The sequence below is a fragment of the Priestia sp. SIMBA_032 genome (assembly GCF_046535215.1).
Taxonomy (GTDB): domain Bacteria; phylum Bacillota; class Bacilli; order Bacillales; family Bacillaceae_H; genus Priestia; species Priestia aryabhattai.
In genome coordinates this window covers 767,669-784,398 of the sequence record NZ_JAWRXD010000003.1, presented here as the reverse complement: position 1 = coordinate 784,398, position 16,730 = coordinate 767,669, and the positions used below count along the sequence as shown (strand labels likewise).

General features: G+C 34.4%; 17 protein-coding genes and 2 pseudogenes. 16 read left to right on the top strand and 3 right to left on the bottom strand.

The window, feature by feature from the left end; genetic code table 11:
- Positions 1 to 219: 219 nt before the first annotated feature.
- Positions 220 to 783: a tetratricopeptide repeat protein gene (locus SB717_RS14135; protein ID WP_410903968.1), complete on the bottom strand. Its 564-nt coding sequence runs from the start codon at positions 781 to 783 to the stop codon at positions 220 to 222.
- A gap of 151 nt (positions 784 to 934) precedes the next feature.
- Here SB717_RS14135 and SB717_RS14130 point away from each other — a divergent pair, with 151 nt between their 5' ends.
- From SB717_RS14130 to SB717_RS14110, 5 genes and pseudogenes are all read left to right on the top strand, one after another.
- On the top strand, positions 935 to 1,375 hold the full coding sequence (locus tag SB717_RS14130; protein ID WP_049164015.1) for a hypothetical protein: 441 nt from the start codon (positions 935 to 937) through the stop codon (positions 1,373 to 1,375).
- Between the two features lie 71 nt (positions 1,376 to 1,446).
- Positions 1,447 to 1,710, top strand: a complete 264-nt coding sequence (locus tag SB717_RS14125; RefSeq protein ID WP_410903967.1) for a hypothetical protein — start codon at positions 1,447 to 1,449, stop codon at positions 1,708 to 1,710.
- A gap of 19 nt (positions 1,711 to 1,729) precedes the next feature.
- Positions 1,730 to 2,293: an SMI1/KNR4 family protein gene (locus SB717_RS14120; RefSeq protein ID WP_410903966.1), complete on the top strand. Its 564-nt coding sequence runs from the start codon at positions 1,730 to 1,732 to the stop codon at positions 2,291 to 2,293.
- Positions 2,294 to 2,571: 278 nt separating this feature from the next.
- A pseudogene (locus tag SB717_RS14115) lies at positions 2,572 to 2,985 on the top strand (DUF7832 domain-containing protein); the annotation flags it as partial.
- A gap of 638 nt (positions 2,986 to 3,623) precedes the next feature.
- Positions 3,624 to 4,049: a hypothetical protein gene (locus SB717_RS14110; RefSeq protein WP_074682216.1), complete on the top strand. Its 426-nt coding sequence runs from the start codon at positions 3,624 to 3,626 to the stop codon at positions 4,047 to 4,049.
- A gap of 95 nt (positions 4,050 to 4,144) precedes the next feature.
- On the opposite strand, the gene SB717_RS14105 is transcribed toward SB717_RS14110, so the two are convergent.
- Positions 4,145 to 4,816 (bottom strand): hypothetical protein, encoded by a 672-nt coding sequence (locus SB717_RS14105; protein ID WP_410903965.1) that lies wholly within the window; start codon positions 4,814 to 4,816, stop codon positions 4,145 to 4,147.
- A 211-nt stretch (positions 4,817 to 5,027) separates the two neighbouring features.
- On the opposite strand from SB717_RS14105, the gene SB717_RS14100 reads away from it, so the two are divergent.
- From SB717_RS14100 to SB717_RS14080, 5 genes and pseudogenes are all read left to right on the top strand, one after another.
- On the top strand, positions 5,028 to 5,504 hold the full coding sequence (locus tag SB717_RS14100) for a hypothetical protein (RefSeq protein WP_410903964.1): 477 nt from the start codon (positions 5,028 to 5,030) through the stop codon (positions 5,502 to 5,504).
- Positions 5,505 to 5,577: 73 nt separating this feature from the next.
- Complete coding sequence (locus SB717_RS14095; RefSeq protein ID WP_312036181.1) at positions 5,578 to 5,853, top strand: hypothetical protein; 276 nt, start codon at positions 5,578 to 5,580, stop codon at positions 5,851 to 5,853.
- Positions 5,844 to 6,035, top strand: a pseudogene (locus SB717_RS14090) (family 1 glycosylhydrolase); the annotation flags it as partial. The gene SB717_RS14095 and the pseudogene SB717_RS14090, both read left to right, overlap by 10 nt.
- 315 nt (positions 6,036 to 6,350) lie before the next feature.
- Entirely contained in the window at positions 6,351 to 6,593 is a 243-nt protein-coding gene (locus SB717_RS14085; RefSeq protein WP_410903983.1) for an HNH endonuclease, read from the top strand.
- A 162-nt stretch (positions 6,594 to 6,755) separates the two neighbouring features.
- Positions 6,756 to 7,397 carry a histidine phosphatase family protein gene (locus SB717_RS14080; RefSeq protein ID WP_410903963.1) on the top strand — a complete coding sequence of 214 codons (642 nt, stop codon included), beginning with the start codon at positions 6,756 to 6,758 and terminating at the stop codon, positions 7,395 to 7,397.
- A gap of 389 nt (positions 7,398 to 7,786) precedes the next feature.
- On the opposite strand, the gene brnQ is transcribed toward SB717_RS14080, so the two are convergent.
- Positions 7,787 to 9,139 carry a branched-chain amino acid transport system II carrier protein gene (gene brnQ, locus SB717_RS14075; RefSeq protein ID WP_410903961.1) on the bottom strand — a complete coding sequence of 451 codons (1,353 nt, stop codon included), beginning with the start codon at positions 9,137 to 9,139 and terminating at the stop codon, positions 7,787 to 7,789.
- A 943-nt stretch (positions 9,140 to 10,082) separates the two neighbouring features.
- Between brnQ and SB717_RS14070 the strand changes: the two genes are divergently transcribed.
- The 6 genes from SB717_RS14070 (at position 10,083) to SB717_RS14045 (ending at position 16,610) form a co-directional block, all read left to right on the top strand.
- Positions 10,083 to 11,348: a Y-family DNA polymerase gene (locus tag SB717_RS14070; protein WP_410903960.1), complete on the top strand. Its 1,266-nt coding sequence runs from the start codon at positions 10,083 to 10,085 to the stop codon at positions 11,346 to 11,348.
- 14 nt (positions 11,349 to 11,362) lie between these two features.
- Positions 11,363 to 11,695: a YolD-like family protein gene (locus SB717_RS14065; RefSeq protein WP_029714951.1), complete on the top strand. Its 333-nt coding sequence runs from the start codon at positions 11,363 to 11,365 to the stop codon at positions 11,693 to 11,695.
- 121 nt (positions 11,696 to 11,816) lie between these two features.
- Positions 11,817 to 12,332: an SMI1/KNR4 family protein gene (locus SB717_RS14060; protein ID WP_410903959.1), complete on the top strand. Its 516-nt coding sequence runs from the start codon at positions 11,817 to 11,819 to the stop codon at positions 12,330 to 12,332.
- A gap of 432 nt (positions 12,333 to 12,764) precedes the next feature.
- Entirely contained in the window at positions 12,765 to 13,148 is a 384-nt protein-coding gene (locus SB717_RS14055; RefSeq protein WP_410903958.1) for a hypothetical protein, read from the top strand.
- A 346-nt stretch (positions 13,149 to 13,494) separates the two neighbouring features.
- Complete coding sequence (ppsA, locus tag SB717_RS14050; protein WP_410903957.1) at positions 13,495 to 16,101, top strand: phosphoenolpyruvate synthase; 2,607 nt, start codon at positions 13,495 to 13,497, stop codon at positions 16,099 to 16,101.
- Between the two features lie 215 nt (positions 16,102 to 16,316).
- Positions 16,317 to 16,610, top strand: a complete 294-nt coding sequence (locus SB717_RS14045; RefSeq protein WP_375346941.1) for an oligopeptide/dipeptide ABC transporter ATP-binding protein — start codon at positions 16,317 to 16,319, stop codon at positions 16,608 to 16,610.
- The last annotated feature ends 120 nt before the right edge of the window (positions 16,611 to 16,730 follow it).

Sequence of the window (16,730 nt, the reverse complement as noted above, 5' to 3'; positions counted from 1 at the left end):
CTGAGTCCTTATCAGTATAGAACTCAGGCTGCATAGGTAGTTTTCTTAAGACTGTCTATTTGACAGGGGTCACTCCAATTATTAAAGAGCTTTTAATTAAAATCAGCAAATAGATATCCTCCGTTAAATATCCTTAAATATAAATTCTATAACCTATATTGAGTTAAGTTGTTTGGTCAACATATTAGTCACTGCTTATTGCATATGAGATTGATTGTATTATGTCAATAATTTCTCTCTTATAGGTTCTAGCTTTTTAAATTTCTTATGATAAGATTGCCTTTGTAATAAACTTTCCACTAACTTAAGAGCATCCTCTTTTCTATTGGCTTTCACATAACTATCAATGACCTCAATGTATTGTTCATCATATGGAAATTTCTCTTCCTGAACCAGTTCAAAAGCTTTATCAAAACAAAGAGTAGCATTATTATAATCCTTCAAATAAAGGTATGTTCCTCCGTTTCCAGCATATAGACTTGCGAGTTCTTCGTTATTTAAGCTTGAAAGCTTTAGACCTTCATTCCTAATCTCAAGTGCTTTTTCATATTCTTTTTCCATTTCGGCAATAATAGCTGCATTGTGAGAGTGCTTAAACTTTGTTCGCCTTTTCTTAGGACGAGTGACTTTAAAGATAATCCAAATGACAATTAAGTCTCTTATTACTGAAAGGACGTCGTAACCAAAGTTCTCAAGGCTATACTTTGTTACCGTCCTATAGATTAAACGGATCACATTATAAGTAAGAGAGAAATATAGCATATAAAGAAGAAATTTTTTCAATTCGTTCCCGACTTTCTATTATTAAGTTTCTTTATTATACATGATGTATGATAAAATGAGTCGATAATATGACAAATAAAGAAATTTATGGAACTAAATCATTCTATTAAACTACTAATGTCACTAAAAGATTGAATGCGAGGAAATAAGCATGAATGACTATCCTAGAGCAGGCTTAAGATTAAGGAGTGAGCCTGGCGTAGACCCAGAAGTAAGAATAGTGTGCATTAACTTTTGCAAATGGTTAAGAACGCAAATGGAGTTTCCTATACGAGTTGTTATTTACCTAAAAAAGGATTATCAAATTAAGAACCGGACGACAAAGGAGTTGGTAACAGCCACTTTCTTTGCTCCCTACGAAAAAGATGTTGAGCCATATATCCGTATTGCTACTGGGGATTATAAAGACTTGATTAGAGAAAGAGGAAAAATAGATGCATTGTATGCGATGTTAGAAAGCATTGCTCATGAACTTTGTCATTATCAACAGTGGTTGGAAGATAAAGAATTAGAGGAGGAAGAAGCTGAAGAGAAAGGGTCTCAACTAGTTGATGAATATGCCGAAAACATTGATTCAATTTTAGATTTCTAACCATCTTCAATAACATTTTATGAAGGCTTGAAGTACCTAGAATATACACTAATTAAAGGGGAGGAGATAGAATGAAACCAACTATTGTAGATGAACTCATAAAGAAGATTTCCTTACTCGATTCAAGCAAGGAATATGTTGAATTAGCAGTTGATTTAAACGATATTTACGAAAGTAGTAATAAACTTGATCGGTTGATTACGGACACTCTTAGTTCTTCACTAGACCAAGAGAAGCTAATAGATCAATTAATTGAAATAGAGGTCGAACTTGATCATATTAATTGGCATTATAAAAGCTTGAAAAAGGGATTAAAGCAATTGCTTAACACTTAAAGCGAAAGAAGGTGAAGTTTTGAAAAAAGAATTTTATCAGGGAGATAGTTTTTGGAGTGACGATAGTGAATATAAGTGTATAGATTATCCGATAAATGATGAAATCATAAAGCAAGCTGAAGTTATTTTAGGTGTTAAGCTACCTAGTTCATTATTGGATTTACTGAAAATAAGAAATGGTGGGGGATTAAACTACCCATACTTTATGTTACCTGATGGCGATGCAGAAAGTATTCCTTATGGAGGAAGAGCAAACATTGATTCAATTGACCCTATACATTTTGAAAATGATGACATAAGTATCTTATCTTCCAAAGAACTATTAAAAGAAGTCAAACTCACAGGTGAATTTGTGGTTTTGTGGACGGATTTTCACTATTGGGTCGTGTTGGATTATCGTAATAGATCACAAGATCCTACTGTTATGTATATCGCAGAAAACTACTCAGCTTCAACAGACGATACTACAGAATGGGAGTATATCAAAATAGCAGATACTTTCGATGATTTTCTAAAGCAATTATTTCGTGTACCCCCACTAGATCCAAAGCAATTAAAAAGCAGTTATAGCCGCAAACAATGATTAAGCTAAACCAGTTTTTTAGAGACTACATTTTTTTGCTATAATCTTATTTTCATTGGTTTAATATATATTGTTTAACCTCTACAGTATATAATGCAGTATATCGTTTACTTTTAATGTAATTCATGGAGGGAATTTTGTATAAATTAAAGTGCATTCCATTTTTTGTGTTTATTATTTTGTTCCTGCAAGGCTGCGAAGACTCATTAAATAAAAAAAGTAGTCGTGAACAAGAAGAAACTACCTTAATAGAAGATATAGAGAAAGAGGAAGAGGCCATGACAACCGTCTATGATAAAGCTAAATGGCATTATGAAGGAGATTTCCCAAGTAACTTGAGTGAAAAGCAGGCATTCGTTCATACTGGAATGTATCTCGGTTGGATTATTGAAGAAAACCTATATAGCAAAGAATTTGAAGAAGAAGCTGCGCAGGAGATTATAAAGTTTAAACAAAAGAACATGACCGGAACTGAAATATATATGGAATGGGATGGCGTCTTTGCCAGCGATATGCTGAATGCCGAAGGAAGGGCCTTTACAAAAGATTACTTTGATTTCGATAAAGGAACTTATTTAGATGATTATGAAGCTATATTTCCTCATATAAAATCCCTTTATGAGGTAGAAGATACGTGGAATAATTATGAGGCTATTAATACAAAGATTAATGAGCGTTTTGATACTTGGAAGCATACAAACGAAGGAAATAAAGGTAATAAGTTATTTACGGTTGATTCATATATAGGTTCATTAAAGAAAACACTTAAACAAAATGAAGATAAATTAATTAACAATATCGAAAAAGTACATACTTTTCATTATTATAAGGGCATTGATTTATTGGACTTTGAAATCTTCATTCAGCCATTTGATTTGTCTATTATGATGTTTTCTATGGACAATGAAGCGAACGAAGTTTTCTATGAAGGAAACAATCGTGCTATTTTTTCAGGTAGTTATGAGCTACTTGAAGAGTTTGAATACTATGAGCTAGCCGACGAGCATTCAGATGAGTTTTGGGATTTTTATGAACAAAATGAAGAAGAAATATCTACTGCTGAGAAAGAATTGATTTCAAACTGGTTTATTTCTTGTTGGAATAAAGCTGTCGATAATGGAATAAAGCTGCCTGTTTATCTAAACATTCATGATGATATAGAATCCTTTGATTTAAATAAGAACAAATGGATCGATAGTGAAGACAAATGGTCTGACGAAAATAGTAACTAGATTCATTGTACACGTGAAAAGAAGCCAAACTATCATAGTGGCTTCTTTGTAATATCCATAATTCATGGTCCCATAATATAATAAAGAAGGTAATTTATATGTCAAAACGTAAAAGGTTTTTGGTTTTATTTGTTCTATTGATTTCTATTGCTCTTTTCTTTTTTGTACTCAAAGAAGATGGAGAAATCAAAAGAGATAATATAGAAATAGGGTATAAAACAAATAATGAATCTCAACAAATTATTGATCCACGAAATAAAGTGGATCGAAAAAAGGAGATAATAGTCTCTACACATTTTAAAGACAATTCGGGAAAAGAAAAACAAAATAAAATATTTGTACTAACATTAGCTAATATTAAAGACAAGAGCAATCTATTAATGGAAGAAACTATTCCTAACGGCGAAGCCACTTCGGGTTATGAATTTACAATTAGTCCAGGGAAACTCTCTGCAGGAAAATACCAATTTTCCTTGTATAGAGACAATAATTTAAGCGTAAAAAAAGTCTTTACATTCAACTGATAAAGAATACATCGTCGGTAAAAGTATACATTTTAGTTACCATAATATTTGTATCAGTAGAAGTACAAAAATCCCTTATAAGGGCTTTTGTAGCTTTATGTCCCTTGTACCTCTGTTTTCACCGTTAAACACTCTTTACAAAAATAAAAATAGATAATCATTTCTCCTAGGAAAAGGTCCGCCACTGACACGAGATTTACATTAAAATCCTGAGTAACACTAGAAACATATTTCATGTCATGGTTACAGGTTGGACAGCTAATATCATTTGGTTTGTCGACATATAGAGGCGCTCCTAATACTCTACATATATACTCCTGTCCAAATAAGTCGAATGCAGCATAATAGGCATCTTCATTAACGGGTATGTCTTTTTCTGACATATTGATAAGTTTGAATTTCGTATGAGGAAGAGGAACTGGTATTTTATCTTCTTGGTCATTGGTCCATCCTTGCTGATCATTTTGAATTAAAATAGTAACATTCTTTGTTGAAGGATTTAATTGAAATAGTTGAGGCTCCCATAAAGTAGAACAATTTAAGCATAATATTAAAGGTAATTCTTCAAGTTTAGAAGTTCTTAGTTCACTTAATCTATCATCCTTTAAATCAAAACATAAAATCTGATGTAAATCTTCGCCACATAACTGACATTTTGGTACATTCCATTCTTGTCCTCCGAAACGATGATTATAGACATCACTACCTTCAATGGCTCTAAAGTCTTTATTACCCTTCCAATGCTGTCCATAAGGTTCATTTATCATGATAAGTCCTCACTTTTATATAATTGGTAACTTTATTATAACCCAACATAAATTATGTTTAATAAGTTGTATAAGATATAGATTTTTACTTAAGCCGGGTAGGTAGGCACTCTCACAAGCGCTCGCCTGCCCGACTTCATTATAAATTTATACAACATTCACAACTTAAAATATATAATTGAGTTAGTTATTGTATGGGGGAGTTACTACTATGAAGAAGTACAAGAAAATGTTAGTAGGGTTTAATAATAGAGATTTAAATTGTTATGCTAACCGAGGAGATTGGCTTTATCTTGCGAATAAAAAAGATACAAAAAAAGGACTTTTTCGTTTACCAAATTATCTTTATTTCTTTGTTTCTTTAAATAGTAAACGTATGCCTTCGGAAATTGGAGTTGTAAAAACAATTGAAGGATATGTTACAGCAGAAGATCTTGCTAGGCTTGATTATGAAAGCAGGAAAATAGATGTTTCACTCATAAATGAGGAAATCTTAAAAGAATATGAAGAATTTCTCGAAAAGATAAATGCTAAACCAGAGCATACTCCTATGGGGACCACATGGTCAGAAACGATATTCCCTACAAAAACAAAAAAATTAAGGGTACATAAAAAATTCTTTACTGGCATGTCTAAAGAGGAGAAAAAATCCGTATTTGAATTTGATATTAAAGATATATCTGAATGAAATAAGCGCTGATTTTATAGTCAGTATTTGTTCCATTAAAATAATTGATTTTTTGTTGAAAGGTGGAACTTTTTTGAATCATTTTTTTGTTAACTTAATCCCAAATGGGTACTACGATTATGAAGAAAATGAGGCACTTCCAGCACATGAGTTGATTCTCCGCCCACTGCTCTTGTGTGCCAAAGAATGCTATGTGTACGGTCTTAAAAAAGATACAGAAGTATATCAGCAGTGTGCTGATATACTTTCTCCTACCCATAATAAATACAAAATAGATTTAAACCAGGAAGTCATCAAAGGATATGAACAACTTTGGAATGCAACAGGATGGCAGAGAGGGTTGAACTAATGGGTTACACTCCTTGGGGATGCATCGATTTAGTAAGTGCTTCAACAGGAGAAATGTCTAAGCGTTATGGATTCATCTATGTAGATAAAGACGATGAAGGAAACGGTACATTAGAACGAAGCCGTAAAGATTCATTCTATTGGTATAAAACAGTGATTGAAAGCAATGGCAAAGAACTATAAAGACTGTCCTTTCACGAATTAAAGAATTAATAAATTAAGGATACCCAACTTTAAAGTTGGGTATCCTTATGGACCTTATTCAACAAAATAGAGTTTCTCTTTAAAGTATAAATAGAATATAGACTTTACCTAATTTCCTATTAATTGAGTATGTTTTGTAGTAGAAATTCATTATGAAGTCTAAGTAATACCATGTAGGAGTTGATTTCTTTGAGTAAGAGTAATGAGATGATAAGATTCGCAAGTGAAAGAGGTTATACTATTAACAAAACGGGTGAAAAGATTAATCCAAAAGGTTAAAAAGTAAGAGGCTCTATACGTAAAGCAAAAAATTCTTTTTATAAAATATTTGGTGTAGCACACCAGGGAATATCTAGGCCAATATTAGTCCACCGTTTTGTAGCATACAAAAAGTTTGGAGAAGCTGCTTTGGAAGCTGAATGTATCAGACATCTTAATCATAACTCTTTAGACAATAGACTGGATAATATTGATATTGGAACATACAGAGAAATTTATGAAACTAAAGTCAAAGTTATTAGTAAGTCTGTTTCTTAGAGATAGAATTATGTTATTTGTTTTATTTGGATAACCTATAGTATCTTTTTTTTATTCTAAAGTAGGAAGGCGTGTAAATATATTAAAATGTGAAAATGTATTGTCTTTTTACTTTATTATGTATTAGCAGAGAGTAAACGAAAACAAAGGATGTGTTTAGATTTGACAAATGATAAAAAAGTCACTCTTTATTTCATCAGGCATGGCGAGACTCAATATAATGTCGAAAAACGAATGCAAGGATTTTGCGACTCACCACTTACAGGAAGAGGAATATTTCAAGCAAAATCTGTGGGAAAAGGGTTATCTGATATGAACTTTAAAGCAGCTTATTCAAGTGATAGCCAGAGAGTTCTTGATACAGCAAAATATGCCATAGGTAATCAAGACATTCCTTTAATTATTGACCCTCGACTTAAGGAGATGAACTTCGGTGTTTTAGAATCCTTATTAGAGGAAGAAATATTTAAAGAACATGGAAACATACTAGAAAAACTATTCAGTTTTAAAAACCTAGACGTTGCGGCACCCGATGGTGAATCCTATGTACAGCTTTTTACAAGAACGACTAATGCAGTTGGAGACATTATAAAAAAACATGCGTTAGATGGTGGAAATGTTTTAATTTTTTCACATGGTATAACTATTGGAAATTATATCTTACAAATAACGCAAAGTGATCAATACCCTGTGCATGAAAATTGCAGTGTGTCTGTTGTTAGTTACATAAATGGTCAGAGTAAGGTCGAAAAAATTGCTGATACTCATTATAGAGAAGAAGGTAGTAAGTATTTAATGAGGTAACAGTCGATTTTTTCAAGTATAGAGTATACCTAAAAAAACTCAACAATTCATAGAAAACCTTGACTTTATTCCTTTAACGTTTTGAAAAAGACTCTGATAAAAAGTTCGTAAACGTATACATTTACGAACAATTTGTATATATAAAAAATCTATTATTTTTATCGTTCATTTAGGTTTAAAGAGAATTTACGAACGCCCCCTTGAAGATACAGACTTTTACGAACTAGTTTTATGAACAATATAATTATTCATTTAAATTAATTATAAAGAATGCAAAAGAAGAGGCATCGTCTAAATATATTAGAAAACTCACAAAAAGAGTCTTTGACTCATAAGAAGTAAAGACTCTTTTTGTATTTGTTTTATTTAAGATAATTAAAGTGAACTTATTATTTATTTAACCTCGTTGATCTAGAAGTAATTTGCTCTTTGTTTTTAAATAAGTTAACTCCATAACCCAAAAGGCCTCCAATGATTGCTGGGAATATCCAGCCTAATCCGATATGGTAAAGAGGGAGGTAGTAAGTAAATAATTGATCGATACCAGAGATGTGTAAGCCAAAATCATTTAATCCGTCTACTAGGCTTACAACAAACGTTAAGAATAGGCTACCTTGGTATACCTCAGCACATCCTTTAAATAAAGAATGAAGGAATGTCAAAAAGATTAGAACAATTGCTAATGGATAGAGAACTGTTAAAACAGGTACTGAAAAAGAAATTAATTGATTTAATCCGACATTTGCGATTATTGCGCTAAATATGGATAGGCTAATCGCAATTTTCTTATAAGAAATAGATGGTAATAATTTATGGAAATAAGAAGAGCATGCAGTAATAAGTCCTACGCTAGTTGTCAGACAAGCTACTGTAATCATTAAGCCTAGCAGTACGCCTCCGTATTCTCCAAAATAATAATTAGATACTTTTGCTAAGACCGCACCTCCGTTATCTAAATGCCCAAGCTTTTCTACACTTGAAGCACCCATATATGAAAGGGCAGAATAGATAGTTGCAAGAATAATAGCAGCAATTCCCGTAGCTTTTAGGCAAACAGTTATAATTTGCTTCTTTGTTTTAGCGCCTTTCTCTTTAATTGCATTGATAATAATGATTCCGAAAACGAAAGATGCAAGAGTATCCATTGTTAGGTATCCTTCTTGGAATCCATTAAAAAAAGAGTTTGTTACATATTTTTCTGTAGGTGCTTGAAATTTTCCAATAGGATGAATAAAAGCTACTAGAACTAGAATTCCAATGAATGTTAATTTAATCGGTGTTAAGAATTTTCCGACAATATCGACAATTTTCGCCGGATTGAGAGAAAAAAAGCATGTAATACTGAAAAATATAATAGTAAATACGAGTAAAGCTATAGAACTAGAGCCTTCAGAAATGAAAGGTTTAAGTCCAATTTCAAAAGAGACATTACCTGTTCGTGGGATAGCAAATAAAGGTCCAATAGCTAGATAAAGAACAGTTGTAAACACTAAACCAAAGATAGGATGTACGCGACTTGCTAATGATTGTAAATCTTCCTTTCCGGAGAATCCAAAAGCTAGTACACCAAGTAAAGGCAAGCCTACTCCAGTAACTAAAAAACCCGCATTTGCTGACCAGATATTTGCTCCCGCTGACTGACCAAGCATGGCAGGGAATATTAAATTTCCAGCTCCAAAAAATAATGCAAATAACATTAAACCAATGATTACTATAAAAGAAAACGGTACTTTGTTTGACACGGTGAAACCCCCATTAACAATATTATTCATAAAAAATTAAATTTTCAGATATTTAAAATTGCAAATAACTTATCTTTTTTGTATTATAAACAGTCAAATTACATATTTCAATATAAAAAAGAAACTTTTTTGAAAAAATTTAAAAAATTATTAATTTTCCGTTTGTTATCTATTAGTAAAATAAAAATAATATTGAAAATAAAAATCTTTATTCGAATTGCGTACATTAAGTAGTTTAATACGGTTATTATTTTTTGATAAGACCGTAAATAATATTCAAAACGCGTATATTATTCTGTTAATTAATGCGATTTAATTACATGCAAGGAAGTTTATAAATATAGTATTACGAAACTTATAAAGCTTTTCAAAATGGGCTAAACATCTAAAAGTAAAATCAATTATTTAATATCTATAAAATACATAATAAATTTTATAGATACTGAAAAGACCTTATTAATATATTAATTAAGGTCTTTTTAGTATTATTTCTTATTCCGATTAAAGTCAACGATGTATATTACTTTCAAAGCACTTGATTTGACCTTATCTTTTTCTTTTGAATCCAAAACTCACTATATAAGCTATTGCTAATGAGATAAAAGCAGCACTACTGATTTTTAGGTAAGAAACCTCTAAAGCCCAAGGGCCATATTTCTTTATATTTAAATGATACATAGACCACCACTGTCAATTTTCACCTTTAAAAAATGAGAAGATAATCCATAAAAGAACTAAAAACAAAAACCATGATAAAAAGATAATATAATTAAGCATTTTTCTATTCATAGGTCATCTCTCCGTTCTTCCCGTTTATATGCGATGTTCTTTTCTCTTATTATAGTAACAATAATCGGGAAAACTTTAGATTTTTTATTGAATAAAGAACGTTTGTTCGTATATAATAGAGAACAAACGTTCTTTATTTTAAGGAGTTCTTTCAATGGATTATGCCCAGCTACCAAAGAGAGTCATTATATGCATCGACATGAAGGCATTTTTTGCTTCCGTTTCTTCTGTCATACGGGGGTTAGATCCGCTGAAAACAAAGCTTGCGGTGGTAGGAGATATCAAACGGTCTGGATCGGTTGTGTTAGCTGCTACCCCCTTATTAAAGAAAGAAGGAATCAAAACAGGAAGCCGTCTTTTTGACATCCCCAAAAGGAAAGATATCCATGTCGTGAATCCATCTATGGAGAGATATATTAAGGCTTCGAACTATATTTCGAGTTTGGTGTTACAGTATGTGGCTCCTGAAGACTTTCATGCGTATAGCATTGATGAGTTGTTTATTGATGCGACAGCTTCTTTGCATCTATTCGCTCGTACACCAGAAGAATTAGCCCATAAGATTATCAACGAAATTTATCGTAAGACACGTCTGACAGCTACGGCAGGCATAGGCCCTAATCTCTTACTGGCGAAGGTAAGTTTAGACCATGAAGCCAAGAATAGTCCAACAGGAGTTGCATATTGGCGATATGAGGATATTCCCTTTAAGTTGTGGTCTATTCATCCGATGAAGGATTTCTGGGGGATCTCGTCCGCTACGGAAAGACGCTTAAATCGTTTAGGCATTCACTCCATAAAAGAACTCGCTCTTTCTTCAAAAGAGATGGTACAAAAAGAATTTGGCATCTTAGGAGAAGAACTCCACCAACATGCGAATGGGATTGATTACAGCCGTATTTCCAATGTATATATTCCTAGCTCTCGTTCCTTTGGAAAAAGTCAGATTCTGTTTCGCGATTATACAAACCGAAAAGAAGTGGAGTTATTGCTGTTGGAGCTATTGGACGATGTATGTTTTCGTTTACGCATGCATCAAGTGGTGGCTCAGAATGTTCATTTATCCATTGGTTACAGTAAACAAACAGGTGGAGGCTTCTCCAGACAAAAGAAAATGGGGAGAGCTTCGAACTTAAGCCAGGATATCTTTCCGTATTGTTTAACCATTTTACATACATTTGATAGTGGAATGCCGGTTCGCTCTATTGGGATCTCCTTATCGAACACAAGCATTCAAAAAGAAGAGCAAATGAGCTTATTTGAGGATATCGATCAGCGTGAAAGAGCCTATGCGCTTGCGAAAACAATTGATGAAATTCGTATGCGTTATGGGAAGAATAGCGTTCTGCGAGCTTCAAGCCATCTCGAGCATTCAACAGCTCGTTATCGAAACGGCCTTTTAGGAGGTCATAAAGCATAAAGGAGGAAGATGACATGCAAAACAGAGGAATGAAAAAATGGCGACCGTTTGCCACTATGCCCGAGCAATACAGAGGATTACAGGAAATGATAAAAAAACAAGCAGAGGTACCTCAACCTTTTTTAACAGAAGATCAAATGGAACAGATTAATTTTATCTTGATTGAAGCGCTTCATACACATAAAAAAGTGTACCTGACATATTACAAGCACGGGCAGTGTATAACGGGAACAGGAATTATTCAATTTGTAGATTCTCTTGGAGGATTATTTGTTTTTATAGATGAGGGGGGAAAACAGACGAATAAAATGAGGTTAAGCGAACTAATTGATATTCGTTTTATGTAGCAGAAAGTAATAAAACAGTTTATTTACATAAGATTTCCATACATAATTAGTATAAACTTAAAAAGTACAGGATCATTTTTCATAGATTCATTTAATGATGTTATATAAGGAGGAGCACAGTGTGAAGCAGGTTTGGAATGAGTTTGAACAGTGGTTGAAAATAAATCGACCAGAAGCAGCAGGAACACTTAATGAAGCAGCTTCTGAATTAGAAATTGCAGAGGTTGAACAAAAGATGGGACTAACCTTCCCCAAAAACCTTAAAGACTGGTTAATGATCCATAATGGACAGCGGGATGAATATATAGCAGCTATCGAAAATTATACTCTATTACCTTTAGAGGAGATTCTGTATACTTGGCAAGCATTAAAAGAGCTTTTAGACGGAGGAGAATTTGAAGATTTTCCAGAAATTGAACCTATCGGGCCAGTAAAAAAAGAATTTTGGTGGAATCCACGTTGGATTTCTATTGCTACGAATGGGGGAGGAGATGATATTTGTATAGATTTGGATCCCGCTGAAGGAGGGAAAACTGGCCAAATTATCACCTTTTGGCACGATTGGGAACAGCGTGAAGTAATAGCAGACAGCTTAGAAGAATGGGTGATGGCCACGATGAATCATACAAATCATTAAAGGGGAGAAGCAAATGATAAAGCCGGATATAGAGAGAATCTATCAAAAGAAGCTGTCTTTTATTTCTGCGGATCGATTCCGTTTATGGAAGCTATTCTTAAAGCATTACATAGATGGGATATACCAAACGAACGTATTCATTACGAGGTATTTAGCCCTGTAGCCATTTTAGGAGAAAAATAAAGAAGTAATTGTTACCAATAAACGGAAAATGTTCGATTGAAACACACGTCCTGTTTAAATAAATATGCTGTAAAAAAGCACTCATAAGCGTGCTTTTTTACTTTGCCCTAAGGAATGATTCTACAAACGATCATGATACATATAAGTATTTCTACACTCTCTGCGTACAAAAAACTGGAAAAAATTCTCTTCGGTAATTTATAATAATAGAAAACTATGTCGAATCCTAAATATTGGAGAGATTACTATATGAGAAGACTACTCCCTTTTATAATTTTTACCATTTACTGCATTCCATATGTTTATTTATCTATGCGAAAAGATTTTGAGGATGATTCAAAGGTAAGCTATATAATCATGGCCATAGTTACAGTAGCACTGTCTTATCTAAGCGGGCTCATTAGAGCGGATTTATCACTTATTTTAGGAAATATCATTTCTTTTAGTACTTCATATTTTTATAACGCATTAAGGCTTCCTGATTCTAAATGGGAGAAATATTTTTCGCCCTTTAATTCTGTTGAACAAGTAGTACTGATAAGCCTTGCGGCGCTTGTGCTGCAGATGATTATTTATACACTTGCTAGAAAACGAGCGAAGAGATACATTCGTAATACTATGGTTTCGGAATAGTTCAAAAAAAGAGAGTTAATCATCTAATGAGCTACACTCTTCAGGTGACCAAATGAAAGAAGGGTTAAAATGAGGAGAGATGTTGAAATTTTATTCTCTAAAAAGAAAGTGTTAAATGAGGAAGAACAACAAATCCTTCAAACGTGTACTTACCTGCTTTAAAAAGGATACGAATCAATTAGATAAGTTAGTTATACAACTTTTAAATATGTAACCGCAAACAAAAAGGTATGTATTTTTCTTCCTACTTTAATTATACCACATAAAAAAACGCCGGTATAGACTGTTTATTCTCATTTACTGCTGGTAAAATCAATAAAACATTACCGGTTAGGAGAGATGTTGAATGAACTCTTTAGTTCTTAGCTTTCAAGAAATAAAAGATACACAGCTTTCACTTGTTGGAGGAAAAGCCTTAAATTTAGGCGCGTTATCAAAAATTCAAGGAATACAAGTACCGGAAGGATTTTGTGTGACAGCGGCCGGGTATCAAAAAGCCTTTGAACAAAATGAAACGTTTCAAGCGTTACTGAATCAGCTGACGATACTAAAAGCTGATGACCGAGATCAAATTGGTGAAATCAGCGAAAAAATTCGCCAAATCATTCTGGAAATAAAAATTCCTTCTGACGTGGTAAAAGCAGTTACTCATTATCTCTTTCATTTTGGCGAGGAGCATGCTTATGCAGTTCGTTCAAGTGCGACTGCTGAAGATTTGCCACATGCTTCTTTTGCTGGCCAGCATGACACCTATTTAAACATCAGAGGCAAAGAAGCAATCCTTGAGCATATCCGCAAATGTTGGGCTTCTCTGTTTACAAATCGCGCGGTAACCTACCGCATTAAAAATGGATTTGACCATAGTCAAGTGCACGTATCTGCTGTTGTTCAACGAATGGTTTTCCCGCAGGCTTCAGGCATTTTATTTACCGCTGACCCCGTTACCTCTAATCGAAAGCTGCTATCCATTGATGCAGGATTCGGACTTGGAGAAGCGCTGGTGTCTGGTTTAGTCCCTGCCGATTGCTATAAAGTACAAGAAGGAAAAATCGTCGATAGAAAAATAGCAGCTAAAAAGTTAGCTATCTATGGATTAAAAGAAGGCGGAACAGAAACCAAGGAAGTCCCTTCTGATCTGCAAAAAACGCAAGCGCTCACTGATTCTCAAATTTTACATCTAGCACGTGTTGGAAGACAGCTTGAAGCTTATTTTGATTATCCTCAAGATATTGAATGGTGCTTGGCTGATGATACATTTTATATTGTCCAAAGTCGCCCAATCACTACCTTATATCCAATTCCAGAAGCGCATGATCAGGAAAATCGCGTTTATGTATCTGTTGGACATCAACAAATGATGACCGATGCCATGAAACCACTGGGATTGTCTTTTTTTCTGTTAACAACTAATGCACCGATGCGTACAGCCGGTGGAAGGCTGTTTGTTGATGTTACGCATATGCTCGTTTCACCTGACAGCAGAAAAATGATGTTAGGTGCCATGGGACAACATGATCCGCTCATGAAAGACGCACTTACGACCATATTAGAGCGAGGAGACTTTATAAAACCTTTACCAAATGATCAAAGTTCTGGTAAAAGCAATAAAAGCGTGCCGCCCACGAAGCCTAAGGTACAAATCGAAAACGACTCGACAATCGTTTCTGACTTGATCAAGAAGAATCAAGCATCAATAGAAGAGCTAAAACAAACCATCCAAACGAAATCAGGGTTGGAATTAGTCGATTTTATTTCAGAAGATATCGGGACATTAAAGAAGATTTTATTTGACCCACAAAGTACAGCTGTGTTTATGGCCGCTATGGATGCTTCATCATGGATCAATGAAAAAATGGAGACGTGGCTAGGTAAAAAAAACGCAGCAGACGCGCTTTCTCAATCTGTACCAAACAATATTACTTCAGAAATGGGTCTGGCGCTATTGGATGTCGCAGATGTGATTCGTCCTTATCCAGAAGTCATCCATTATTTACAGCATGTAAAAGATGATAACTTTTTGGAGAACCTGGTTAAGTTTGAAGGTGGACTGGAAACCAAAGACGCTATCTATGATTATCTCAGCAAATACGGAATGCGATGTCCCGGAGAAATCGATATTACGAAAACTCGCTGGAGCGAAAAACCGGCTGCACTTATCCCTGCGATTCTTGGTAATATTAAAAACTTTAAACCCAATGCCAGCAAACAAAAATTTGAAAAAGGCCTGCAGGAAGCCTTGAAAAACGAGCAAGAGCTGTTAAACCGCTTGAAGCATTTGCCGGATGGTGAACAAAAAGCAAAAGAAACAAAAGAAAAAATTGATCTCCTCCGGAATTTTATCGGTTATCGTGAATATCCTAAATACGGCATGATTAACCGTTATTTTGTTTATAAGCAGGCTCTGCTGAAAGAAGCCGCGCAGCTCGTAAAAGCCGGCGTTATTTATGAATCAGAAGATATATACTATTTGACGTTTGAAGAACTTCAAGAAGTTGTGCGCACATATAAGCTTGATCATCAAATCATCAGTAAGCGAAAAGAAGAGTACAAATTATATGAAAAGCTAACACCTCCGCGTGTGATCACGTCTCAAGGTGAAATTATTACCGGTGCGTACAAACGAGAAAACCTCCCGTCCCAAGCAATTGTAGGTTTACCGGTTTCGGCAGGGGTGATAGAAGGGCGAGCGCGCGTCATTTTAAATATGGACGATGCTAATCTATCAGAAGGCGATATATTAGTCACTTCCTTTACTGACCCTAGCTGGACCCCGTTATTCGTAGGGATAAAAGGGCTTGTTACGGAAGTTGGCGGACTGATGACTCACGGTGCAGTCATTGCACGTGAATACGGATTGCCAGCGGTTGTCGGAGTAGAGAATGCTACTCGGCTGATAAAAGACGGTCAGCGAATTCGCGTACATGGAACACAAGGGTATATTGAAATACTGTAAAAGCCAAAAATATTTGCACTATTTTATCTAATTAATAGATGAAGATTTGTCTGGATTTCTTTGCGCATCTTCAGTTAATACAAAAAGGCAGGCCATAATGGCCTGCCTTTTTCATATTGGTAACAAAGTAGCTTAAAACGTCAAATGCTGACTTTTTTCCCAGCCGACCGCTGCACATGCTCCATAAACAATTTGAACAAGTTTAGCATTGAAGTATGTTCTTTTGCCATCTAGGCAGATTAGTAGAAGAAGGACCAACAGATGAGATTTTTTCAAATCCTCGTCACCCTTACACAAAACTTCTTTTATCATCTGTCCCAGCGATTCACGAACATGAAAAACGCGAAAAAATTGAGGTTAAAGGTGAAATTCCTTCTCCTCTTAATCCGCCTTCAGGCTGTGCGTTTCATAAAAGATGCCCGTTCGCATTTGACCGCTGCATGAAAGAAACACCTGACGACACAGTGATTGACAGCAAGCATAAAGTAAAATGTCATCTTTATAGTTAAGGTGAAAATCTGTAGCGATAGAGAAAACAAACGTATTGATGTAACAGCATAATTGAATAAATAGAAATGAAAAAGTCACTAGTACCTCTAGTGGCTTTTTCTCTGTGAAAAAAGCGGGTT

What these genes read in the sequence shown, in the direction of transcription:
- SB717_RS14110 (WP_074682216.1), top strand. Translation starts at nt 3,624, where the DNA reads ATGTCAAAACGTAAAAGGTTTTTGGTTTTATTTGTTCTATTGATTTCT.
- ppsA (WP_410903957.1), top strand. Translation starts at nt 13,495, where the DNA reads ATGAACTCTTTAGTTCTTAGCTTTCAAGAAATAAAAGATACACAGCTT.
- SB717_RS14045 (WP_375346941.1), top strand. Translation starts at nt 16,317, where the DNA reads ATGTTCTTTTGCCATCTAGGCAGATTAGTAGAAGAAGGACCAACAGAT.
- SB717_RS14065 (WP_029714951.1), top strand. Translation starts at nt 11,363, where the DNA reads ATGCAAAACAGAGGAATGAAAAAATGGCGACCGTTTGCCACTATGCCC.
- SB717_RS14055 (WP_410903958.1), top strand. Translation starts at nt 12,765, where the DNA reads ATGAGAAGACTACTCCCTTTTATAATTTTTACCATTTACTGCATTCCA.
- SB717_RS14130 (WP_049164015.1), top strand. Translation starts at nt 935, where the DNA reads ATGAATGACTATCCTAGAGCAGGCTTAAGATTAAGGAGTGAGCCTGGC.
- SB717_RS14105 (WP_410903965.1), bottom strand. Translation starts at nt 4,816, where the DNA reads ATGATAAATGAACCTTATGGACAGCATTGGAAGGGTAATAAAGACTTT.
- SB717_RS14100 (WP_410903964.1), top strand. Translation starts at nt 5,028, where the DNA reads ATGAAGAAGTACAAGAAAATGTTAGTAGGGTTTAATAATAGAGATTTA.
- SB717_RS14070 (WP_410903960.1), top strand. Translation starts at nt 10,083, where the DNA reads ATGGATTATGCCCAGCTACCAAAGAGAGTCATTATATGCATCGACATG.
- SB717_RS14125 (WP_410903967.1), top strand. Translation starts at nt 1,447, where the DNA reads ATGAAACCAACTATTGTAGATGAACTCATAAAGAAGATTTCCTTACTC.